The organism is Fibrobacter succinogenes subsp. succinogenes S85, assembly GCF_000146505.1.
Lineage (GTDB): Bacteria > Fibrobacterota > Fibrobacteria > Fibrobacterales > Fibrobacteraceae > Fibrobacter > Fibrobacter succinogenes.
Map to the genome: position 1 here is coordinate 3,366,858 of NC_017448.1, position 24,888 is coordinate 3,391,745.

Consider the following 24,888-nt stretch of genomic DNA (forward strand, 5'->3'; position numbering starts at 1 on the left):
CCACAAAATAAGAATTTATTGCGCGAGTAGCTAAATAATTTTTAGATTTTACACTGAAATGAATAAGATTAACGCTTTGTTTAAAATTATTTTACTTAATGTCGCGATTTGGAGTTCCCTTTGCTTTGGTGCCGTGGGTGTAGACCAGTCTAGCCTGGTCGGCTTGCGTTACGGACCGAACTTGTCTTGGGGGGGGATGGTAAACACGCCGATTGTATGGGGACAGTGGGTGCCTCAGGCAAATGTGGGAGTGCGTTATACGTGGCTTGAACCTTTGGGATTGTTGAATTACGGGGAACCGCTCGGCTTTGCATCGGCGTACCTCAAAATGGAAGCTTCTGTAGAAGTTTCACCGTTCTATGGAGGGTACCGTGCCGGTCTTGGGCTTCGTCCGTTTCGAGTGAATCCGCAGATTGATTTCAATTTTGTCTACGAGAGTTATTTCTATTTCAAGTCTAATTTGGAAATGGTCAATGCCGATGTCAAGGGTGGCGGCCACATTGCAGAAACCTGGAATTCCGAGTACATTCTGGACAACGTGGGGCATTCGAATTCTGATTTTGACTATGCCCAGCTTTTTGACATGAGCATTGACATTAGCTACTCCTTGCCGCATGGTGGCGTTATCGGTATCGGGGCGCATTATGTACTTTCCGATATCAGCACAGACTTTGAAGGAAAAAGCTACGACTACGAACGCAATATTCCGGTATTTAGCCGCGATTACATCGTAGAAATCCAGAGCTTTGGACGTTTTCCCTTGAGCGAAAATGTGGCTTTCGTCTATGAAGGCATGTACCTGAAAACGGGCCTTTTGCGCAGTGGTGGTAGCGTCAAAAAGGAATCGTTAAGCTATCGAATGGTGCTGCTCGGATCCCACATTTCGTGGAATGATGGACTCCGCAATGTCATAGTCAAGGGTGGCATGTGGAGTCGCGATAAGAAGCGTTTCTATAATGGTTCATTCGCTCAGCAATTTTTGATTCAGCTTGAGTATCAGGGGTATTTTTCTTTCCCCTTCCACAGCAATTTTTCCAAATAACTTGGGTACCGGCAAAAGAATTTTGGGCTTGACAGGCTTGTTTTCTGGAGCTAGCTCAAGAGCTTGCGACGGATAGGCTGAACTAATCCAGAGACTTCCGCTGTAGTTTTCTCCCGAAACGCTCGCCAATGTCGGAAATGTTTCCCCTGCATAGGATTTCCAGTTGGCAAGCGAAAAATAGCGCGGAGATTTTGGTGCGCCTCGCATTACCGCTTTCTCTGGATTGGGGAGAGAATCGACGACGAGGCTCCACCAGGTGTTTGAGGCTGCTGTGGCAAGAATGTTTTTATTAGGCTCAAGTTTTGTAGTGTCTGGACATTTGAAGTAGCCGTTTGCAAGGAGCTCCAAATCGTCAAGCTTTAAGGGGGTGAGGCCGATATTCTCACGGAGATGGTGGAGACCAAGCTGCCTTTTAATCTTGCCCTCTTCAAATTCTATGTAACGGTATTTGCCTGCAGTGATGTAGGTGAACGGTCGGCTGTCGTTAGGCTTTACAAAAAACGTATCGAGCGCATCGCTGTGGTGCCTCCATTCAATGGAGGCTCTTGTCCTGTTGCGTTCTTCGTTGACGAACTTCCCCTCGATGTTGATTATCATGGATGCATTTGTTAAAAGGCGAGGGCAGACTTTTTGCTGGTTGCTGCTGGCCATTAAAGTGGCGGTCGAAACGCAAAGGGCGATAACCGTTATTTTCATGCCTTGAATCATATATTTTGAATATAGATAAATTTTTATATAAAAGAAAACCCCGACCCATCCCAATGGCTGAAGGAAAGGTCGGGGTTTATGTTTTTTCAGGAAGAAAATTCGCTATTAAGCTTCTTCTTGTATACTGGCTTCGCCGTCACCGTCGTCGCCAAGATCAACTGCGTCGTTTTCACCGAGCTTGAAGAGTTCTACGTCCTTCATGCTTTCGCGAATTTTCTGTTCAATTTCGCTGCAGAGTTCGGCGTTGTCCTTCAAGAAGAGACGGGTATTTTCGCGACCCTGGCCGATACGTTCGTTGTTGTAGCTGAACCAGGATCCGCTCTTTTGGATGATGTCGAGTTCGCAGGCGAGGTCTAGGATGGAAGCTTCACGAGAAATGCCCACACCGTAGAGTATGTCAAATTCGCACTGGGTAAACGGAGCGGCGACCTTGTTCTTCACAATCTTTACGCGGGTGCGGTTACCGATGACTTCTTCGCCGTTCTTGATGGCGGCGATGCGGCGGATGTCGATACGCTGTGTGGCGTAGAACTTGAGGGCATTACCGCCGGTGGTCGTTTCCGGGTTGCCGAACATCACGCCAATCTTCATACGGAGCTGGTTGATGAAGAGCATGCAGGTGTTGGACTTGGAGAGAATGCCGGTGAGCTTGCGGAGAGCCTGGGACATAAGGCGAGCTTGGAGACCCACGTGGTTGTCGCCCATTTCACCGTTGATTTCGGCTTGCGGCACAAGGGCTGCCACAGAGTCCACGACGATGATGTCGATGGCGCCAGAACGCACGAGCGTTTCGGCGATGTCAAGAGCCTGTTCGCCGGTATCCGGCTGGGACACGAGGAGCGATTCGATATCGACACCGAGCTTGCGGGCGTAGACCGCGTCAAAAGCGTGTTCTGCATCGATGAATGCTGCTACGCCGCCGAGTTTCTGGGCTTCGGCGATGGCGTGCAAGGCAAGCGTCGTCTTACCAGAAGATTCAGGTCCGTAAATTTCAATGATACGGCCGCGGGGGAATCCTCCCACGCCGAGTGCCATGTCAAGCTGGATGCAACCCGTCGGGATGACTGGGATGTCTTCGACAGGCTGTTGACCGAGGGCCATGATGGAACCTTTACCGTAATTCTTTTCAATCTGGGCGATTGCTGCTTCGACTGCTTTTGCTTTTTCGCTGGAAAGGTTGCTGGTGGGTGTTGTTGTTTTCTTGGCCATTGTTGACTCCGTTTTTATCTTTGTTTTTTGTTAATATACTAATTAGTGAACTTTTGTGCAAGTGCTTTTTTGGCTATTCAGCAAAAAAAGGAGCTTGCTCATTATCATATACACGCTTTTTTCTCGGATTTGGCCTCGATTTCCTGCAAAAATTTCGCAAAAAGCTTCATTTTGCAAACTATTGGCGACACACATCCATACTGTACCGACAGGTTTTCCCGGTTCTGCTCCGGTTGGACCCGCGATTCCCGAAGTGGCGACCGCCCATTCGCAATTGAATTTCTTGCGGGCGCCTTCTGCCATGGCTTTTACGGTCTGTTCGCTGACCGCACCGTATTTTTCGAGGATTTCATCGCTAACTCCCAGCATTTCGTGCTTGACTTCGTTCTGGTAGGCTACGATTCCACCCTTCAAAATCGCAGAAGAACCAGGCTCGTTGACGATGCTTGATGCGATAAGCCCGCCCGTGCAGGATTCCGCAGTCGCCATCATCTCGCCTCGTTTGATCAGAGCTTCCTTGATTTTCATGGCAAGTTCGTGAATTTCGTGTTCGATATTGATCGTTTCGTTCATCATTACACCCATAAGTTAAAAACATTAAATGTCAAAAACAGACATTTTAATGAAAACTTGAAAAAATAACGCGGAAAAATTAAATAACTTTCGGCGTGCTGTTGCGACTTTGTAAGAATCTTTTTCTATATTCGCCCTCAATGGCTCTTAAATCATCTATAATGGCACTCTTGGCGCTGTGTGTATCGCTTTTCGCACAGGCTACGGTACCCGTAGTTCATTCCGACTCGGTCAGTGTGCCTGCGGCAGATGCAGAAGATGAGTCTGACGACGATGATTCGGTAGAAGCGCCTGTTGAAGAAAATTTTGAAGTTGTTGCGACTCCGCTGGTGAAGGGCAAAACGGGAATTTTGGCAATTGATACGCTCCCTGTGAACGAATGGGATATCCCGACAGAGCGCAATTCCCTCAAGTATGCCATGCTTTTTAGCCTCCTCCCGGGTGGCGGCCAGTATTACACGGAACATTACGTTCGTGGCGGATTCTTGACAGGCATTGAAGGCTTGCTGATTTACGATGTCTTTTTTAACAGGTCTTACCAGCGCGATAGACTTTTGGACCGTGCTCGCCCCTTCCAAGATTCTGTCCTTTATTTCACGACGAAGGTGCTGGAGGCCAATAAAAACAAGGCTTCCCGCGATAGTATTGCAACGTACCATGCAAAGCGTCTGGAATTCCTAGAACGTGTGCGAGCGCAGAGCGATAAAAAAATGGAACAGGAAGATGTACGCAAGGCAGAGGTGGCTTGGCTCATCGGTGTGCATTTGTACGGAATGTTTGATACTTTTGGCATCTGGTACAATAATAATTACAGAAGTACTGAATATCGCGACATGAAGACTGCTGTTCTATGGGGACTTTTGCCGGGTGGTGGGCAGATTTTCAACCGTGATTTTGGCAAGGCGGGCCTTGTCTATATGGGTATTCTCGGAGCGATTGCAAGTGTTTCTACTTCGCAGAACATGGTCAATTATTACCTTGACCGTAAACACTTGGTCGAAAAAGAAAATCCCAAGTCCGAAGAGTACGATCGAATTACAGAACGTATAACGTATTATCGCAAAAACCGTAACACGTATATTTGGGGCGGAGTCTTAATTTACTTGTACTCCATTGCTGATGCTGCTGTAGATGCGCTCCTAAGCGATTTCGACAATCCCTTGCACATGGCCGTCCTCCCGAATTTTAACGGTGGCGCCCAAGCTTTGATGTCTTTGGATTTTTAAGCTTTTTCCATTTTAAGCGAGGGCATTGGTATGCCGTCGTGAATCTTCGTGAACGTTCCGTGGTACATTCCATCTGCGTTACGAGTAAATTCAAAGCGCGTCACCATGGCATAGGTAAACATCCCTTCAACGAAGACTTCGTCCGGCAGTCCGCAGCGAGAATGCTGCAGTGCGGCGATTACGCCTGCGTGCGTGATGCACAGGAATTCTCCATCATCGGGGAGCTTATCCAAAAATTCACCTGCACGTTTGTCGATATCGTAAAAGTTTTCGCCTTCTGGAAAGCGGTAGCCGCGGAGGTCGCTTGTCCAGGCGTGCATCTCGGAGCGTGGAACTTCCGTCAGCTTTTGGCCTTCCCATGTCCCGAAGTTGAGTTCGATAATCGCAGGCTCTTTTTCGACGGGCAAGTCGAGCATTTTAGAGGCCTTGTCTGCGAACTTGGTGCAGCGGATGAGCGGACTTGAGAACAAACGAGTCGGCTTTGCTCCTGATTCTACGAGCGCCTTGAGCGCCTTGTCGGATTCATCTTCAAAAGTGGGGGAGACGTCAAAGTCTAGCCTTCCGTAGCAAACGTCTTTCGGATTGTAAGGCTTGGTATGTCGAATCGTCCAAAGAATCATTTTTAGTCAACAGTGGTTAGTGGTTAGTAAACAGGGGTTCGCTTATGGTCCAAAAATAAAAAAGCCCCGTGAGGGGCGTTTTAAAAAAAATCCTAGGCTACCTGAGCACATAAAGATCCGCAAGTCCGTTGCTGCTTTCGCCCTGGCGAGTTGCCCGCAAATAATCATTGCGCAGGGCCTAGGACTCTGAAATATAGAATCAAAATACTTTTTTTTCAAGGTGTTTTACGCTTTGTGTGGAACAAATTATCCCATATAATACAGAGAGTGTGTGATATGTCTTGTAAAGTGGTCTAAATTACCCCATTTTTTGTACTTTTCTGCGTAACTAATGTTTTACTGTTAAAAATTTGTTACTATATTCAGTATTAGGTGTTTGAGGTCATAAAAAACTGGATTTTTCTTATTCGGGGTTTGTTATGAAAAAAGGAAATCTGTATTTGAGAACAATTTTGAGCACACTGGCGGCCGCACTAGGGCTGGCAGTCCCTGCTATGGCAGACGACGATGATTTGCCCGAAGTTGAACGAGACACCGTCTTGCTGAGTCCTCTTCATTTTGAAAAGGATGGTGCCGCCGTTACCGATGAAGCCCAAAACCAGTACCTCTGGAACGAGCTCATGAAGTACAAACTCTGGGGCACTGATTCTGTTATCTTTAATAAAGAGGATTTCAGAATTGCTGAACCGAGTGGTTATACTGGAACGGCTAAAGGTAAAGTCTATTTCCGTAATGGATACCACACGCTTGGCGGCCCGATTGTTTCTGGTAACGATATCGAAATCAGTTATCCAGGTATGGGTGCCGATTTCGACTCCCTACTGGTTGGGCCGGTTCGTGCAGGCTGGCTTGTGCTTGCGGGCTGGTATAATGCCCAGAACGTCAAATATGAGGGGAACTACTGCTTTGAAAACCAAATCTATTTTGACAGCCCCAATCGTACGGATGATTTAGCTAATTCGACTAGCATTGCGCAGCGTTTTATCCACAATGTCCATCAAAGTGGTGGAAAAGTTTATGCGGACTGGAATTTGGATAAAGATGGAATGCCTGGATTGTCTTGCCTAGTACCTTGCTCGGATGACGATGCTACATGTAAGTCTTACTGTAATACTCTTTTAAATGGCAAAGATTATCCTAATGAGTATTTAGATGGCTCGTTTAGTGAATGTCCAGAAGATGTTCCTACACCCGAAAAAAAACTTTCCGTTCCTTTAATGGAAAATATTACAAATTGGGAGCCTGCTATAGATGTTAGTGGAAATTCTGGAAAGATTGTCTTTGTTCATGTCCCTCCCATAACAGATGCGGATTTGAAACAAAGTCCCAAAAAAGTTTGGTATGACAAGTATGTAGAAAATGTTAAGGCCGGTGGATCGCCGGGCGAAATTATTTATATCTTGATGCCTTCGAATAAACATAATGCGAATAAAAAAACAGGGCGTTTGACCCGTATTTTCTCTAGGGATGGCTTTAATTTTGAAAATTCTGCCAACAATTTGAGAATCCAAGTTGCTATTGTGAATGACGATGCTACTTGGAATAATACGACTCAAATGTGGGAAAATCTTAATGAACCTGAATACAATATACATGGAATATCGATTCAATCAGAAGATAAACCTTATTGGATTGAAAATGATGGAAGTGGTAAAGACGTATGGGTAAATTTAGACAAGCTTAACATAACTCCAGTAGCTGATTCGAATTATGCTGGTAATCTTTTGTTCTATACAACTGCCGATGTTGAATGGAAGGCTTTTAAGTATCAAGGTTCAGAAGATGGTGGTGAAGGTGCAAAATTCCAAGGTACTTTTATTACCTCGGGTGACTTTATTATAAATGACCACCTTAGTGTTGCAGGTCAGTTGATTGCAGGGAAAAAGCTTAAGTTCGAATCTAAGTTTAATGGTGAATTCCACTATGTTCCGTTCAACTCTCCTGAAATCAAGACAAACGTCTTTGCTGGTGACAAGTTTAAGGAAAAAACGGATAAGTGGTACGACATGGAATTCGCCCTGACGGATACCGCCCACACCGAAGTTTCCTTTGATTACTGCTTTGCGTTCTTCGGTATAGATCTTGATACAACTGGGGGCGCGTATGAAGCTCTCAAGAGTGAATCGGGTTCGTTTGCCGAACCTGCTGACTTGGGTATCACAATTGCAGAAAAGAAAATTCAGTCTAATACTGACCATGAAATGCCTCTTTGCCATCTTGGCGAGTCTAGACACATCGTTATTAAGAAGGGTCAGCGTAAGCCGACCGTTCCTGAATATTCTTCTTGGCTTCATGTTGTCGATGATGACAAGATTGAAGGCGATGAATACATGTTGTTCAAGATTATGAACTTGAACGGTGCCGTTATCTCGGGTAACAAGTTCGAAGGTGGCCTCTTGGTCAAACTTGTGGATTCCAACAACAAGCCGCCTCACTTCGTGGATTTGGAAAAGACTAAACTTGCAGTTCCCGAAAATGCAACAAAGGCAATGGCCGGTAAAATCAAGGCCGAAGATAACGAAGGCGACGCTTACTTCTACGAAATTACGGGTGGTACGGCTCAGGACTTGTTCGACATTGGCCTGACGACGGGTGTTGTAACGATGAAGAACGGTGTGGAACCGTTCGATTACGAAGAATGGAAAAAGGCTGGTACAAAGTACACGATTAAGGTGGAACTTTGCGACACCAAGGCAACCTCGTTCAATACCTTGCTTTGCACGGACGCTACTTTCACGATTGACATTACGGATGTGAACGAAAAACCTTACTTCGATTACGCCGATACCGACAAAAAGCAAATTTTTATTGCTGAAAACGAAACGTTCGCTTCGGATGCGGTCGCGTTTAAGGATTACGATACTTATGCCGGTGCAACGAGCCCGTTCCTTAATAATAGGGTCGATATCATCGCTGGCGATGTTGATGTCTTTGACGTGACTCCGGGTGGTGTCCTTCGCACTAAGGATGGCGTCGTTCTTGATTACGAAATGAAGAATACGTACAAGGTTACGCTCAGAGTCCATGACGATAACAAGGATGCAACTACTGGCGAATATATTTATCCGGACCTTTACGATGATATGGAATTCACGGTTGTCGTGACGGATGTCAATGACGGCCCGAAGTTCGATTATGCCGCTTACAATGGTTCTGTGAATGAGAATTCTCCGGAAAGCACTTTGGTGAAAATGGATCATGCCATCAACGCAAAGACAACGCAGATTGGCGCTACCATCACCTATATCTTGTTGGATGAATCCAAGTCGTTTGTGATTGACCCGAATACGGGTGTTATCACTGTTGGTAAGGATGCTGTACTTGATTTTGAAACGAAGAACGTCTATGAATTGAAGGTCGTTGCTTCTGATGAATCCGGTATTGCTGGCCAGGTGGTGCAGACCGATACTGCCGATGTTGTCATTAAGCTAAATGACTTGAATGAAAAGCCCATCTTTGTTGAACCGACCGAAAAGATTACGTTCCCTGAAGATAAGAAGGGTTATGAAATTACAACCCTCAAGTTTGACGATCTTGATACCGCCAAGAGGTTCCGCAACGACAGATTTGAACTCGTGACTGAAGTAGACGGATTCTATCTGGATCCGGAAACGGGCGTGCTGACGACGACGCGTAAGTTCGACTACGAAACTGAAGAAAAGATTTATGAACTGACGGTTCGTGTCTATGATGTTTCGGGCGATGAAAACCTTTCTGTAACAGGTACGATTACCGTTGAACTCTTGAACGTGAACGAACCTCCGTTCCTGAATGAAATCGTATTCACTGTTCTTGAAAGCGATACTGTCGGTACAAATCTTAAGAAACCTCTTAGTGGCACAGATATCGATGGCCCCGATACGACATTCAACTTCTTCATCATGGATGGCGATAAAGAAGGTCATTCGACTAATGAATTCTTCTTGGATCCTGCTACAGGAGTGTTCACCGTTACAGCAACAGCAAAGCTTGATTACGAAAAGACTGAGTCTTATTCCTTCAAGGTTCGTATCCGTGACGAACACGATGGTTTCTCCGATACTACGGTAACCATCAAGGTTGTTGACGTGAATGAAGCCCCATCTGTCCAGGTTGATACCATCTATGTGAGCGAAGACCAGGTTATCAATAAACCGTTTAGCACGGTCAAGACGGATAAGGACGATCCGGATACCAAGAATCCTGATTTCCGCAACAATGTCTATGAAAATACGGATGGAAGCGAAGTGTTCTCTGTCCAGTCGAATGGCGATGTCATTCTTCTGAAGCCGATTGACTACGAATCTGATTCTGTTTACGTGATTACCGTGCGTGTGACAGATAAGGACGACAAGACTTTGACTTCGACCAAGAAGGTTGTGGTCAAGGTGAAGGATGTCTTCGAAAAGTCTAAGGTCGAGATTACTCGCGTTGAATATAAGGATTCTGTCTATCTCAAGCCCGACTCCGTGTTTGTGAACGGTCCGGCTGTAGACATTGAATGGACTGCTGATGGCAAGACCAAGTCTAGTACCGATTCTCTCAAGAAGGGTTGCAACACTATCATCAAGACATTCAAGGACCCGACCAAGAACGATCCGGGTGCCGATACGGTTGTGGTTTGCTACAGCGATGCAGCCCCGATTGTAACGGTTTCTGCTAACGGTGACGATGTCTCTGCAGACAACATTTACACGGTTGTTGAAAAGGCTACCAAGAATGATACCGCTATCTATGTGAACGAAAAGAAGAACGATATCAAGGTGACTGTCAAGGATACTGCATCTCACGTGACGAAGTCCTTCACTGTAAAGCTGGAACTGGATACGGTTTCTGTTTCGTCGAAGGAATTCAAGAATATCCAGGGTATTGCAGATACCAAGGTGACTCGCGAAAAGTCTCCTGCTTCGGGAATTACCACAGTTCCTGAAAACGATTCCTATTACAAGAATACTTATACCGAAACCATCAAGGATACTAAGGTTACGGTCTCTTACTACACCGACAAGAAAGGTAACGATGTCAAGCGTACTGTTGTTACCTCCGACGGCAAGACGAAGGAAGTCGCTGTTATTGAAGTCTCTTACACGACAAAGATTGGAGATAAAAACGTCACGATTTCTTACTTCGCTGACGCCTCTACTGGTGAACGCGTGAACTTGAAAACCGGCCTCTCGGATAGCGAGTCTGTGCTTTCCGCCGATGGTGACGATGTGGTTGGTTCGTATAAAGTATCTTACACCTATACGGATAAGAGTGGCAATACTGTCGATGTCTCTTACCTCCTCGATGAAAAGGGCAAGATTGCAAAGAACAGCGATGGCAATATCGGTTACAACGTGGGCTACACCTACGTGAACAAGTTTGGTAACACTTCTAGAGAAGATGTGTTTATCGTGCTTGACCAGAAGGGTCCGGTTGTAAAGATTGAATCTCCGTCCGAAGGGGCTGTGCTTACAGCAAACTTTGTTGAAGTCAAGTGGACCGTTGATGGCGTGGAACAGGATACTCTTCGCGTGCAAGGCCTTGACAATGGATCTCAGACGATTATCCGCGTATTCCGTGACAAGGCCGGCAACGAATCCCGCGATTCTGTGACGGTCATGGTCAAGAAGGCCAAGAACATTGAAATCGATGTTGAAAAGCCGGTAACGCTTGTCGATCGCGATTCTGTCGAAAAGTACTTTGACAAGAACCCGCCCAAGAAAGATCAGAATTACAGCGTGACGTTCTACAACTATAAGGAAAATGCCGAAACGGAAGCTATTGTCGGAATCAAGGGCAAGTCTAAGGAAGGTTCTGGAAAGGAACCGTACCCAGGCCTGGAAGGTCACCTCGGACCGACACTCACGGTCGATGCTCGTGTGCCTGTCGTGAATGCCTTGGGCGGACTGGCAACACTGGATGATATCGTAAGCAACGGTGGCATGATTGCTCTGGAAGGTGTTGACGCCGCTAACGGTAAGAAGATTTCTGTGAGCGAATACGTTGACAAATACTGCACAGACGAGTTCAAGAAGTCCATGACTTCGGACTACAGCAAGATGAACCTCTACTGGACGACGCTCAGGGTGAATGTCTGGGTCTATTCGAATACGGGTGTGTTTGCGGACCACTACAGCTTCGATTACGATCTTGACGATCCGGATTATGTGAACGACGCTGGTCTTTTGAAGCTCTTCTTCGAAATGAAGCCGGATGAAAACGGTGACGTGAGGACGAAGGATGGCCGCCTCTATGGTACAGGTGCCTACCTTTTCAAGACCGAAGTCAAGATGACGTCCAAGCTTCGCTGCACGCTCCCGCCGATCAGTGCGGACGAAGCCAGCAAGAAGAAGAACGCCATCATCAAGTCTAGCGATGAACTCCTCAAGTCGTTCGGTTACAGACGTCCCGTGAATAACTAGGTGAATCGCCTGTTGATAAATTGTAGGGTGAAACTTCGGTTCCACCCTTTTCTCATATAATACGCATGATACAGTAAAAAAGAAATCTCCCCCGAAAATCGGCGAAAATGATACCGAAATCTTACATTTTTTACAAGAATTGACATTGCTTTCGTTATAGCCGTTACTATATTTCATTATAAAAGTGTTTGGATGATTTGGGAAGAAAACTGTGACAAATTTCTGGAGTGGAATTTGTCGTAGCAAAAGGAGCATAAAGGATACTATGTGGTTTGGCAAATTAAGTCTTAAAGCTGCAGCCTTAGCCTTGGTCGGTGCGGTTTCATCCATGGCTGCAAGCGGTATTTCCCCATTGACATTCGGAGATTCTGAAACCGATGTCGATAACTGGAACTATCTAGTCAATTATAAGCTTTGGGGACAAACCGGTATTTCTTTTGGCAACCGCCCGACTTTTAGGAATCCTTCGGGTTGGATCGGTACCTCAAGTGGTGATTTGGTTCAGCCTGGAAGTGAAGGCGTTCTTGCTGGAGCCATAATCGTTGGCGGTGATATCACGCCACATGAAAAGACTGAATTAACTACAGGTCCTTTCCGCTATAAAGGTTCCCTTAGTAGCAGCCATGCTAATGGCGTAAAGTGCTCCGGAACTACAGTTAGTGGTGATTGTAAAGAAGTTCCTTTATATAAAGAAACTTTGAAGGTGCCGACCGTAAGTGGCGGTTCTTATGAATCCGGTTTTTCTATTGGTGATCGCCAAACTCGTGAGTTGAAGGTTCCTCACAACGGTTCTTATGACATCTACATAGACCATATTGATTTTGGATCTTCAAGTGTGTTGAAAATCCTTATGCCGGAAGGTGGTCATACAACTCGTATTTTCCTTAATTCGTTAAACTTGAGTGACCATCCTCATATATTGGTTTGGTATGAAGGTGAATCCAACCCTCGTTGTAATACGGAAAAGTATACTTGTCAAAAAAATGACAAGGGAGAATATCTTGGTTATCAAGGTGATTTGCTGATTTATTCTAAAAGCGATATAACTTTTGATAATATTGACTTTGCTCCTATCGTTGGTACTTTTGTTAGTGCTGGTACAATTAAGATTGGACGTAATATGAATTTTGCAGGTCAGATGCTTGCAAAAAAACTTGAAATCGGAAATGAAGTTGATGGTGAATCCTTTGTTTTTGTGCCTTTTAAAGATACGCCAAAGTTGACCTTGAATGCTCCTGAGGCTACTTTTGACGAAGACAATAAATGGCATGAAATCGGTATTAGCTTGAGTTCAGATGAAGGCGAAAAAGATGTTACCTTTGAATACTGCTTTGAATTCAATGCAACTGCTGTTAAAGGCCAGTTTGCTGAAAAGGCTGACATTAAAACGGATACGGATCACAAGTTCCCGATATGTGGAACGGATTCTCCGGTAAAAGTGACCATTCCTAAGGGTAAGACTGTTGCTCAGACTGCTGCAAATAAAATTTATATCAATCCCGTTATTGATGGAATTGTAGAAACTCCGAAATCGGGTCAAGTGGGTGAAAAGCTTTGGCTGAAGATTTCTAATGTTGAAGGAGCCATTGTTTCCAAGGACAACTACGATGAATCTGTTGGCGGCTTTAACATCTATATCAAGGATGTAGATAAGTTGCCGCAGGGTAACAGCAGCCTCAAGGTGTCTGTTAAAGAAGATGCGGTCTATACATTTGCAGAAGAAGATTTTGATTACCAACATACTACAAGAACATTTGCGTCTGTAAAAATAACCTCCTTGCCGACAAAGAGCTCGTTGCTTTTGAACGGCTCTGCGGTGAAGAAGGATCAGGTTATCACCGTTGCTAACCTTGGCAAGTTGACTTACAAGCCTGTGGCAAATGAATTCAGCAAGACCAAAACTGAAGTCTATACATCGTTTAAGTTCAGGGTTATTGGCTCTGGCTCTGGCGATAACACATCTGAAGAATACACGGCTAATGTTAACGTCATCCCGGTCAACGACAAGCCGACGACTGATGCAAGCTATACTTTCACCGTGAGTGAAAATCCGTCAAAGAATGAATCGTTGGGTAGTGTCACCGTTACAGATGTTGCCAACGAACGTGATGTTGATTCCTATACATTTGCCTTGGTTTCTGGGGACAAGGATTGTTCTTCGTGCTTTACGTTGACTTCTTCGGGTGAAGTCAAGGTCAATGGCACACAAACGTTTAACTACTATACAAAGTCTTCCTACACTCTTACGGCGAAGGTGACGGATGATGCCAAGACCGAAAAGAATTATGGCTTGACTGGAAATCCTGAAACGTCTAAGAACTTTACCATTGTCATCAATGTCAAGAACCAGAACCACGCTCCGACCATTAGTGATCAGCCTTTCACTCTCCCGGAAAAGAATAAAACTGCTACGGGTATTGTAGATTGGACCAGTGCTAAGGTTGTTGGTACGGTTGTTGCTAAGGATGTTGATGGTGATAATCTGATCTTTAAGGTTGAAACTTCTGGTATTCCGTTTGCTTTTAAGAATGGAACGAGTTCGCTCATCGTTTCTGATGGAAGCAAGCTGGATTACGAAACAAAGTCTGTATGGACGTTCAAGGTTTCTGTGACTGATCCGTCTGGCGCTTCTGATGACGCTATCATTACGGTAAACCTTGAAGATGTCAACGAAGATCCTATCCCGAGTGATGTAAAGTCCGAATATACGGTTAAGGAAAATACAGCAACAGGAACTGCTTTCGGTACGTTCACCGTTACTGATAATGATGCCGGTGACAAGCTGACTTATAAGTTGACGGGTGCTTTGACGGGTGCCGCAGGCATTTCTAGTACTTTGAAGAATAAAACATTGGCAGACATTTTTTATGTCGATGAACCGGCAAGTTCTAGTGGCAAGAGAACCGCTTCGATTAGGGTCAAGAGCAGTGCTTTGCTTGATTACGAAGAACTTTATAAGGCTAGTTCTAAAAATGCGTCTTATCCGGTGACTATTACGATTACGGATAAGGCCTCGAATTCTGTAGATGTTTCGACCAAGATTACGGTGCAGGATGTGAATGAAGATCTCACTGCTACGGGTGGTACATTCTATATCCAGGAACATTCTCCGGGATTAACGCACGTATGCACTAAGGAGTACGATGAAGATTGTAGCGAGAGTGACTACGGCTATGTTATCGGCACGGACAAAGATAAGTACAATAAATCCTTTAGCACTTTGACATACACCATGTCTACTGCAAATACGGGTGTAAAGGCTACTGATGCCAAGAACTTTGTTGTAAACTCGGACGATGGTAGTATTTCTACTGCAGCAAACGCAGAATTCGAATATGATGGTGTAGGTGCAAAGATTTCTTACACATTCTTGGTGACGGTTTCTGATGGAACTTTCTCTAAAGATGTCTCTGTGACTGTGAAGGTTTTGAACATTGAAGAACCTCCTGTAAAATTGGTGACGGAAGGTTCTGGCAAAATTAGAGAAGATGCACCTGAAGGTCATATAGCTGCAACATTTAAAAAAGAGTTCATCACGGATCCGGATGAATTGGCAAAATTTGAGGCTTTGGGAAACGAAGATGATATTCGTTACAAGGTATACGAAGAAGCTAGTGGCTATGGAGTGTTTAAGGCGATTATTACAACCGGAGAAATTAGATTAGATGATCCGTCCAAGATTGATTTTGAAACGCTTTGCGCTAAGGATGTGACGTGTAAGAGTAATGCGACTTTGGGAACTTCTCCAATGTTTGAGGTTCTCATGACGGCTTGGAATGAGAATAATCCCTCTGTTACGCTCGAGATTACTAGATATATTGAAATTGTTGATGTGAATGAACCTCCGACCGCAAGCGATTTTACGAAAACGGTTGATGAAAATATTGCGGGTGGTACTGTTATAGGTACTATTGAAGCTTCTGATCCCGACAAGTACGCCTCTTGCAGAGCTGGCTCTCATTCGTGCGGTTTCAACACGCTTCACTATTCTATTGTTGATGCTTCGGGATTGCCGTTTGAAATTGACCAGAATACTGGTGTTATCAAGCTCAAAAAGAACGAAAGACTCCGTTATATTGAAAAGAATCAATATAAGTTTGATGTGAAGGTTAGCGACCGTGCTACAACGGAACCGGCGCTTTCTACAATTGCTCATGTGACCATCAATGTTACCGATGTAAACGAACCTTCTGAATTTAAGGTGTTGGCTGATCTTTATGAGGTCAAGGAAAATACTGCTGTTGATACAAAGTTCGGTGACAAGATTGTTGTCTATGATGAAGATGCCGCCGATGTTAGCACGACTGCCAAACCTGCATTGAAGATTTCTATCAAGGATAATGGAACATGTACAGCAGGTAAGAACTGCGCTGAAGACTTGTTCAATGTTGTTATCGTGAAAAATACTGATGCAAACCATGAAACTCAGTTCCAGTTTGTTGTCAAGTCGGACTTGAATTACGAACAGCTCTACAAGGCAACAGAGAAGGACGCCATATTTGATGTGACTTTGACTGTTACGGATAAGGCTGGTAATAAGGTTTCTCAGGATACAAAGGTTCGCGTCATCGATGAAAACGAAGAACCTGAATTTGTGGGAGAACCTTATAATAAGTTTACCGTCAGCGAAAATGTTAAGACGGAAACCTTGTTGGGTACAGTCGAAGCTACCGATCCGGATATCTACAACAAAAATTACGGTACGCTTTACTTCTCGCTTGATGATAGCTATGACGATGCCGCTCTGTTCGATATCGACCGTAAGACGGGTGAACTCTATGTCGTGAACAACGCTAACCTTAATTACGAAGATAAGAGTGAGTATAAGTTCAAGGTTGTCGCAACCGACAAGGAATTTACGATCTCTACTCTCGTAACGGTTACTGTCAAGAATGAAGATGAAGGCCCTGTGTTCCCGACGGTCCCGGATTTGTATGTTGATGAAAATACGCCGAAGGGTACAATTGCTACGCTTAAGAATGGTACAAAGCAGGCAATTGCGGCTAGCGATGATGACTGCAGCAACAGACATACTTGCAAGGCTCCGACCTATACGCTTGTAGCTGCCGATGGCGCACCTGATGATTTCAAGGCATTTAGCATTGATGCTGATGGCTTTATCTCGGTGGCTAAGGATAACGTCTTGAATTATGAAAAACAGAACAAGTACGTGGTTCGCGTTGTCGCAACGGATGGCTCGGTCACAACACTTACAGACGAAGTGGATGTAACCATTTACGTTAGAGACGTGAACGACGCTCCGGTATTTGAATTGGTTGAATATCCGTTTGAAGTAGACGAAAACAAGCCTGCGGGTGAAGTTGTTGGCGCTGTCGTTGCTACCGATGAAGATACTTGGAGCAAATTGACCTTTAAACTTGATGATCTCAAGACGGGTTCTGGTGATAGCAAAAAGTTTACGATTGACGCTTCGGGCAAAATCAGTACCACTGAAAAATTGAATCACGAAGAGCAGGAAACCTATGAACTCTTGGTTACTGTAACGGATAACGGTTCGTCTAAGGGCTTTGAAAATCTTAGTGCTACAACGAAGGTTGTTATTACGGTTAATGATAAGCCGGATGATCCGATTATCATCGATGACAAGAAGAACTATGAGGTTGCTGAAAATACCGCAGAACACCCGATCAAGGATGCAACGATTGCATGCTACGATGTTTCTGATGAAGATCAGGACCAGGAAAAGTCTCTTGCAGGTTATGTCGTTGATGTCGGTGGTACTGATGCAGATCGCCTGTTTGATGCCAAGGTTAAGAAGGATGGATCAAAGTATAAGCTTTGCCTCTCTGTCAAGACTCCAACGAAGTTTAATTACGAAGCTCTTCCTCATGAACACTCAATTAAGGTGGGCGTGATTGATAGCGATGAACGTACTCACGAAATCGCTAAGACCATTAAGATTGTTGACGTGAACGAAATGCCGATTATTTCGGGTAGCCTTGCATATTCCTTCTATGAAAATAAGGGAGAAGGCTATGTTATTGGTAAGTTCAGTTCTGCAGATGTCGATACGGCTAAGGGCTTTACTGACAACGTGTTCAGTGCTATAGGCGGTGATACTGATTTGTTCACGATTACCGAAGATGGCAAGATCAAGGCTCTGCGTGACTTTGACTATGAAAAGGAAAAGGTCCGTACATTTGAATTGGAAATCGCTTTGTCGGATAGAAATAAGACAAAGTATCCGGAGCTGACCACCAAGACGACGATTACAATCACGTTGAAGGATGTTCCGGAAGTTCCGCAGATTACGAGTACTGAATTTAGTGTCAGGGAAAATCCGCCAGCTGATACCCTTATCGGTATTATCGAAGCGACTGACCCAGATGGCGAAGGCGAACTCCTCTTCTCGCTTGCCGAAGAAAGCCCGTATGTGACTGTCAAGCCGAATGGCGAAATCCGAGTCAAGGAAGGTGCTGTCATTGACTACGAAAAGACTCCGAAGTTCACTATTACAGTGACTGTTAAGGATGCTGACGGTCTTGAATTTGATGGTGATATCGTCATCAACGTCATTGACGTGAACGAACCGCCGAAGATTGAACCGCAGGAATTCACGTTCCCGGAAGATTCCAAGCCGGGTACCAAGAAGGGGCCTGTTGAAGCCAAGGATCCGGATAAGAAGACTCCTGAATTCTGTGACTTGAAGTTCTATCCTGTCGAAGAGGATGATGTATTCGACATCAAGCCGAATGGTGACATTGTCTTGAAGGGCGAACTCGACTATGAAAAGCAGAAGAATTACATTATCAAGGTCTACGTGACGGATGGTGAATTCACTGATACGACGGATATTACCATCAAGGTGGGTAACGTCATTGAAAAGTCTGAAGTTGAAATTACCCGTGTTGAAGCTGGTGATTCTATCTATCTCAAGCCGAAGCCGACTGATCCGATCTACACGAACAAGGACGTGATCACGGTGGAATGGACTCAAGATGGCAAGGTGATGACAAGCCAGGATTCTCTCAAGGAAGGCTGCCAGACGATTGTCAAGACGTATAAGGATCCGAGCAAGGATGTTGCAGGTTCTGATTCCATTGAAGTCTGCTACAGCACTGCCGCTCCGATTGTTGAAGTCAGTGCGACAAAGACCAAGGTCGAAGCCGATAACATCTATACGATTGTCGAAAGCGTGGATAAGAGCGACTCCTCTATTTACGTGAACGATAAGACCAAGGAAGTCGAAGTGACTGTGAAGGATACCGTTTCCAAGTACAAGGAAACCTTCAAGGTCAATGTCGTTCTGGATACGGTCGCTATCTCGGATAAGACGGTCAAGAACATGGTGGAAATTTCCAAGTCCGAAATCGTACTTGAAAAGAACCCGAAGTCTGATGTCAAGACGAATTCGATTGGCGACAAGACGAAGGTCTCTTATAACAAGACTGTTGACGGCGATACGGTTACAGTTTCTTACTTTGTCAATGAAGACGGTGAAATTATCAAGTCCACTGTTATCGATGAAGATGGCGAAAAGAAGAAGATTGCCGTGATTGAAGTCTCTACGGTTGTTGATGTCAAGGGCAAGAAGGTTGTCGTCTCTTACAAGGCTGATGCTGAAACGGGCAAGATCCTGTATGCTGACTCCGAAGGCAACTTGATGGTCGATGTCCCGAGCAGCTCTTCTAGCAAGGATAAGGACAAGAAGTCTGATGAAGTTGACTTGAAGACTGGCGTGGGCGCTTTCACGGTGACCTACGATGCTAAGGGTGTCGAAGGCAACAAGGCTACGGTCTCTTACGTTATTGATGAAAAGGGCAAGATTACCGCAAACGAAGAAGGCGACAGAGGCTACCTTGTGACCTACACCTTCACCAACAGATATGGTAATACTGCTGACAAGTCCGTGTTCATGGTGCTTGACAAGCTCCCGCCGCTTGTGATGATCAACTCTCCGGCTGAAGGCGATGTGGTCTACGCAACTTTCGTCGATGTGGACTGGTGCATTGCTATCGATGGCATCGAAAAGAACTGCGTCAAGCAGGATACCTTGAACTTCCAGAGCCTTAATAAGGGCGTGAACTCCATCAAGCGTATTTACCGCGACAAGGCTGGTAACGAATACATTGCTGAAGTTAACGTGATGATGAAGAAGGCAAAGGATGTCAATATCAACCTTGAAGAACCGATGATCATCGTCTCGATTGATTCCGTGAACAAGTACTACGAAATCAATCCGCCTGAAGAAGATCAGAAGTACGCGGTCACGATTTTGAATCCGACGACTCAGAAGGAAAAGGAAGTTGTCAAGGGCTTTGCTAAGGATACGAAGAAGGGCTCTGGCGATGAACCTTATCCGGGTGCTGATGGCCATATCGGCCCGACGGTTACGGTTGACGTGAAGTTGCCGATTGTAAGCGCTGTGGGTGGCCTTGCTACTTTGGATGACATCATTATCAACGGCAATATGATTGCTGTGGATGGTGTTGATGCCGACAACAGTGAAAAGATTTCTGTTGATGAGTATGTTGAAAAGTACTGCTCTACGGAATTCCAGGAAGAACTTGGCAAGGATTACAGTAAGGCTATGCTTTACACGACCAATGCTCGCGTGACGCTCTGGTTCTTTACGACTGGCGGTCAGTTCGTCGATAAGTACCAGTACGATTACGAAGTCAACGATCCGGAATTTGTTGATAAGGCTGGCCTCATGAAGTTCTTCTTCGAAATGAAGCCGGATCTCAATGGCGAATTGAGAGATAAGTCTGGTCGTCTCTACGGTACGGGTCCGTATATCGTAAAGACCAAGGTTGATCTCCGTTCTAAGCAGCGCTGCGTGGTGCCACCGATTACCGACAAGTCCAAGGTTGGTGATGTGCTGAAGTCTAGCGACGAAATGCTCAAGCGCTTCGGTTACCGCCGTCCGGTACTTCGCGGAAACGAAAAGGCATCTTCTTCGAAGAAAGATTCCAAGAGTGATTCAAAGAAAGAATCCTCGAAGAAGTAAGGCTTAAAGCTTAAGAGTTTAATCCCGGTCATTGACCGGGATTTCTATTTTTGGGGCAAAAAGAGGTATTATATGGGTATTGAAGAACGTTCTACTTTGGTTTTTGCAAGCGGTGTTGGGCGCATTAAAGAAGAAAAGCCCAAGGCAAGTCGCCCGCAGGGCGATGGCGTTGTACGCATTTCGCTCAAGCGACTTGGCGGAGGCAAGATGGCTAGCGTCGTATCGGGAGTTCCGATGGATGAAGACGAGCTCAAGGACCTGGCGCGCGTTTTGAAGCAAAAGTGCGGTGTAGGCGGTTCTGTCAAGGATTTCAATATCGAGATTCAGGGGGACAAGCGTAACGTTCTCAAGGCAGAACTGGAGAAAAAGGGCTTTACTGTCAAGCTTGCTGGCGGCTGATGTGTTTTAAATCATCTTTTGCATTTTTTCGCCCAAAAAAATTGCAAAAAAAGTAAATTTATTGTAAGAAAATAAGTGAAGAGGTCTTATGTTTAAGCATCTGTCTTTGTCATGCCTTTTATTGGTTGCTGTTTCTTCGACAGTCTTTGCTGCGTCGTCCAAGGGTGAAAAGGTTGGGGCGATTCGCGATGCTCATGATCCCGCGTTTATAAATTCCGGAAGCTGTCCGGACGATGATGTGTGGCCGAAACATGCTTCGGATGTCAAAAAATTCCGTGCGAAGGATTGCTTTAAGACTGGGCCTGAAGGTTCTATCTTTCTAGAGTTGAAAGATGATAATAGCACCTTTACGATAGGTGAAAAATCTATTGTCGATATCAGTGAGTATTTAGATAAGGATCCAGAGAAGGGTACTTTTGTAATAAAGTCCAATATCAAGAAAGGATATATGGGCTTTAAGGTCAATAGGGAAGAGGGGCATGAGGCTTCTTTCCGTACAGGAACTGCTGCAGCTTCAATTCGTGGTACGGAAGGTGCTCTTGGAGGTAATGAACATTCGTTTTTTGGCGGACTAAAGAATGGACGTCTGCATATTGAGTCTCACGAAGGACGCACTCTTGATATTGTTGCCGGAGAAACGGTCTTTGGTCGAGGGGAATTTGTTTCTCTGAAGCTCAAGTCTTCTGGCGATTTGGGTTTTGCTAAAATTTTGAATAATCTTATTTCGGATACGACTTTGTCTTTAGAAGATTTAACGGCTGCTGCTGTAAAGGAAGATTCCGCTTATCAGGAATCGCTTGCCGCAAATGCAACTTCGGCTGCCGCTCAGATGGCAGAAGTTGCTCAAGAAAAAGAGGACTTGAAAGTTCCGCAAGTTAAGTACTCCTCCTACGATTCCTTGCGCTGCGTAGCCAACGTTTCTGTATCCAACGTGCAAAAGGGTACCGAAGCTCGCTTGTCTGCTTTGATGGACGGAACGCCGATTTCGGAAGTAAGTGTTAAGCGCAATATGCCTAAGCGCGTTAATTTGCGCAGTGGTGTCCATGAATATGAATTTGTTGTAGAAAACGATTCTGGCCGCAACAGTGTGAAAAAGACTTTGGGCTGTTATCCGATGAAACCGTTCTCAGTCAAGGTCTTTGGCAAAAAAACAGAGACTATCCAGATTCCGCCTGCGCCTCCGGGAGTTGATGATGTTATTATGCAGACGTTGCAGTTCCAGATTCGCCTGCCTGAATATGACCCGAGCTTATTGAATAAAGTTACAGTCCGTCAAGATGGTAAGGTGATTTTGCAGGAACGCTTGTCCCAAATCCAAAATCTTGATTACCAGATTCCTGTGGAACTGAAGCGTGGACACAAGAACCGCTTTGATATTGAAGTTGTCCACAAGAGTGGTTTTGCGGTCAAGACGACAAAGTTTTATAAGGTGGGTGAATGATGTTTCGAGGACTCGCTCTAGCTTCTATTTTGGCAATCCCCGCTTTGGCGCAGTCTGTTGACGATTCCGCAGACGCTATGCAGAATGCTTCTGCATGGACGGTGAATGGTTCTGTCAATGCTGAATTTGGTTTCCATTCTGTTGTAACCGAGAAGAACAGCACTGATTCAATCTTTGTGAATGGCAACGATTCAATTCGTCCGGGCAAAAAGTATAGAAACTACTTCCAGGTTCCGGGTGCATTTGGCAACTTGAATGCATTCCTCCAGATGGAATCTGCGTCAGGTCAGAAAATTGAATTTAGTTTAGATGCATCCTCCGATAGGTGGAATTATCTTGATCCTAAATTTGTACAAGTCATGTACGAAGACCGCTACCAGAAGTTTATTTTGGGCGATATGTTTGTCTCGGCCGGGGATTTGTATTTAGCAGGTGTTGATGTCTTTGGTGCAAGTTATGATTTTTATCTGAACTTGAACAGGGCTGAAAAACCTTTACTCGTTTTTAACGTGTTTGGCGGTGAAAATCATGCTCCGAAGTTGCCCGGTGATAGAGACCCGGACCAGTACAATAGATATATCGGCATTGATGAAGTCGAAGCTCAGAAAATGTTGATTGGCGGCAAGGTTCTTTGGAACGCTTCACAAAACTTTGATGCTACGGTCGGCTTTATCGGTAGCAAGGATTACTTAGAAGATCCGTTCTTGCGCGATGGAACGTCGGATAACGTAAATCTTTCAAATCCGATGTTCTCTTCGAGGACACTGTTTGGCGAGATTAATGGCAAGGTTCTTGGTGGGCGTGGAACGTACAATGTACAGCTTGGCTTTGGCGGAGCCGATACGGTGAATGTCGTTGCTCATCGTGCAGTGAATGCCGTCTTTGAAGATGCTGGACTTGGTGTTTCTCGTTTTGCACAATTGCGCCGCTTGATGAATAATTCATCTCAGGTGAACCGCATGACCCGCGAAGAACTAGAACTTCTTTTTGGCGACAATACGGACATGTCTGTTGATGAGATGCGTAGTGAACTGACGCGAATTTTGAAGCTCGCTCAGGAAGCATTGAAAAAGCATCGTGACGAAAAGAACGACGATCCGACGGATTGGACTGCACAGAATCTTGCTTTGTCTGGATCGTACAATTGGAAAAACAGCACCACGATGATTGATGCGTATTTCCGTTTTGTGGGCCGCAACTATTATAGCGCAGGATCTCCGGATTTGTTGCAGAACTCCCGTCAGTTGGGATTCAAACTTGATCAAAAAATCAAGGATTTCTGGAAGTTGAATTTTGGCTATGAATTGAATATTGAAAATGCTTCGGGTCATGGTGATGCGTATAACGTATTTGGCTTTGCTGAAGGTTCAAAGCTTGGACTTTTGCCTGGTGCTGATGAGGACTGGCTTGAAAAGCATGAACAGGATGCTTCAAGAACGCTTTATATTCATGACTTTGATTTGAAGAACACGTTTAAGGTGCGTGATTCTATTGAAGTCGTTGCCCGTTACGTTCTAGACTACCGTACTCGTAGCACACCGCAGAGACTTCACGGTAATTACTTCGCATCTTCAGGAATTTATTCGGACTCCTGGTTTGACGTCCAGAAGGGTAAGCCGACAATTGATGTGGATACCGATGATGGAACAATCCAGATTGATTCTGCTCGCTGGGCAAAGTATTCTGCGTTGCAGAATGAAGATTATTTGGCAACGCAGTTTGAGGAACGCTTGCTCAAGCATACTTTTGAACTTTTGGCCACATTCAAGTTCCCAAAGAACGTGCTGAAATTAGGTGGCGTTTGGACTTATCGTGCGGACATGTCAAAGTTCGTTCAGGATGATTTGCTGGATGGCATTGATTTCTCCAATGAAACTTATGGTATTCTTGGTTATTATTTCCATGGTGGTGACTATCTTGATGCTCGCTATCCGATTTCTCTTACGACGACTTTGGATAAAATTCGCAATACGGTTTCTGTAACTCCGAGATTCAGAATATACAACCGTAACGACATGAGCGAATTTGAATGGACTCTCGTGGATAATGCCGTTTTCCAGTTGAAGCCGGGCTTCCTCGATTTATTGTTGCATGGAAACCTCCGCCAGAATTTCTTGACTCGTAAAGAAGAAGGAAAAACAATAGAAGAAATGGAAATGGATTTGGACCTTTCTGCTGGCCTGAAGTTCCAATTCACGGAAAGGCTTGGCACTGAGTTTACGTTTGGTACATTCCTCAATTACCGTCCGGACAATGAATCTGAAGATTACAGAGACATTTACGGCAGTGTTTCCGTTAATTACGACTTCTAGC

11 protein-coding genes and 1 other RNA gene are annotated in these 24,888 nt (G+C 45.0%); 7 read left to right on the forward strand and 5 right to left on the reverse strand.

What is annotated here, in order from left to right; genetic code table 11:
- Positions 1-58: 58 nt before the first annotated feature.
- The gene (locus FSU_RS13895; RefSeq protein ID WP_015732277.1) at positions 59-1,042 is read left to right on the forward strand and encodes a hypothetical protein; all 984 of its coding nucleotides are present in this window, start codon (positions 59-61) and stop codon (positions 1,040-1,042) included.
- On the opposite strand, the gene FSU_RS16360 is transcribed toward FSU_RS13895, so the two are convergent.
- The 3 genes from FSU_RS16360 to FSU_RS13905 all read right to left on the reverse strand — a co-directional run bounded on the left by FSU_RS16360 (position 962) and on the right by FSU_RS13905 (position 3,535).
- Positions 962-1,738, reverse strand: coding sequence for a hypothetical protein (locus FSU_RS16360; RefSeq protein WP_155808802.1), 777 nt, complete (start codon positions 1,736-1,738; stop codon positions 962-964). The two genes, FSU_RS13895 and FSU_RS16360, sit on opposite strands and share 81 nt — an antisense overlap.
- A 117-nt stretch (positions 1,739-1,855) precedes the next feature.
- A complete protein-coding gene (recA, locus tag FSU_RS13900; protein ID WP_014546999.1) occupies positions 1,856-2,959 on the reverse strand; it encodes a recombinase RecA in 1,104 nt (367 codons plus the stop codon).
- Between the two features lie 42 nt (positions 2,960-3,001).
- Complete coding sequence (locus FSU_RS13905; RefSeq protein WP_157747960.1) at positions 3,002-3,535, reverse strand: CinA family protein; 534 nt, start codon at positions 3,533-3,535, stop codon at positions 3,002-3,004.
- A 137-nt stretch (positions 3,536-3,672) separates the two neighbouring features.
- Here FSU_RS13905 and FSU_RS13910 point away from each other — a divergent pair, with 137 nt between their 5' ends.
- A complete protein-coding gene (locus FSU_RS13910) occupies positions 3,673-4,758 on the forward strand; it encodes a DUF5683 domain-containing protein (protein WP_155808803.1) in 1,086 nt (361 codons plus the stop codon).
- On the opposite strand, the gene FSU_RS13915 is transcribed toward FSU_RS13910, so the two are convergent.
- Both FSU_RS13915 and ffs read right to left on the reverse strand, forming a co-directional pair.
- Positions 4,755-5,378, reverse strand: a complete 624-nt coding sequence (locus FSU_RS13915; RefSeq protein WP_014547000.1) for a histidine phosphatase family protein — start codon at positions 5,376-5,378, stop codon at positions 4,755-4,757. The two genes, FSU_RS13910 and FSU_RS13915, sit on opposite strands and share 4 nt — an antisense overlap.
- A gap of 87 nt (positions 5,379-5,465) precedes the next feature.
- An RNA gene (gene ffs, locus FSU_RS16160) (signal recognition particle sRNA small type) lies at positions 5,466-5,562 on the reverse strand.
- A 235-nt stretch (positions 5,563-5,797) separates the two neighbouring features.
- Here ffs and FSU_RS13920 point away from each other — a divergent pair.
- From FSU_RS13920 to FSU_RS13940, 5 genes are all read left to right on the forward strand, one after another.
- A complete protein-coding gene (locus tag FSU_RS13920) occupies positions 5,798-11,764 on the forward strand; it encodes a cadherin domain-containing protein (RefSeq protein ID WP_014547001.1) in 5,967 nt (1,988 codons plus the stop codon).
- A gap of 265 nt (positions 11,765-12,029) precedes the next feature.
- Positions 12,030-20,735: a cadherin repeat domain-containing protein gene (locus FSU_RS13925; RefSeq protein WP_014547002.1), complete on the forward strand. Its 8,706-nt coding sequence runs from the start codon at positions 12,030-12,032 to the stop codon at positions 20,733-20,735.
- A 72-nt stretch (positions 20,736-20,807) separates the two neighbouring features.
- Positions 20,808-21,134: an SUI1 family translation initiation factor gene (locus tag FSU_RS13930; RefSeq protein WP_014547003.1), complete on the forward strand. Its 327-nt coding sequence runs from the start codon at positions 20,808-20,810 to the stop codon at positions 21,132-21,134.
- A gap of 88 nt (positions 21,135-21,222) precedes the next feature.
- On the forward strand, positions 21,223-22,575 hold the full coding sequence (locus tag FSU_RS13935; protein ID WP_014547004.1) for a FecR family protein: 1,353 nt from the start codon (positions 21,223-21,225) through the stop codon (positions 22,573-22,575).
- The gene (locus tag FSU_RS13940; protein ID WP_014547005.1) at positions 22,572-24,887 is read left to right on the forward strand and encodes a hypothetical protein; all 2,316 of its coding nucleotides are present in this window, start codon (positions 22,572-22,574) and stop codon (positions 24,885-24,887) included. Before FSU_RS13935 ends, FSU_RS13940 begins: the two co-directional genes overlap by 4 nt.
- Position 24,888 lies beyond the last annotated feature (1 nt).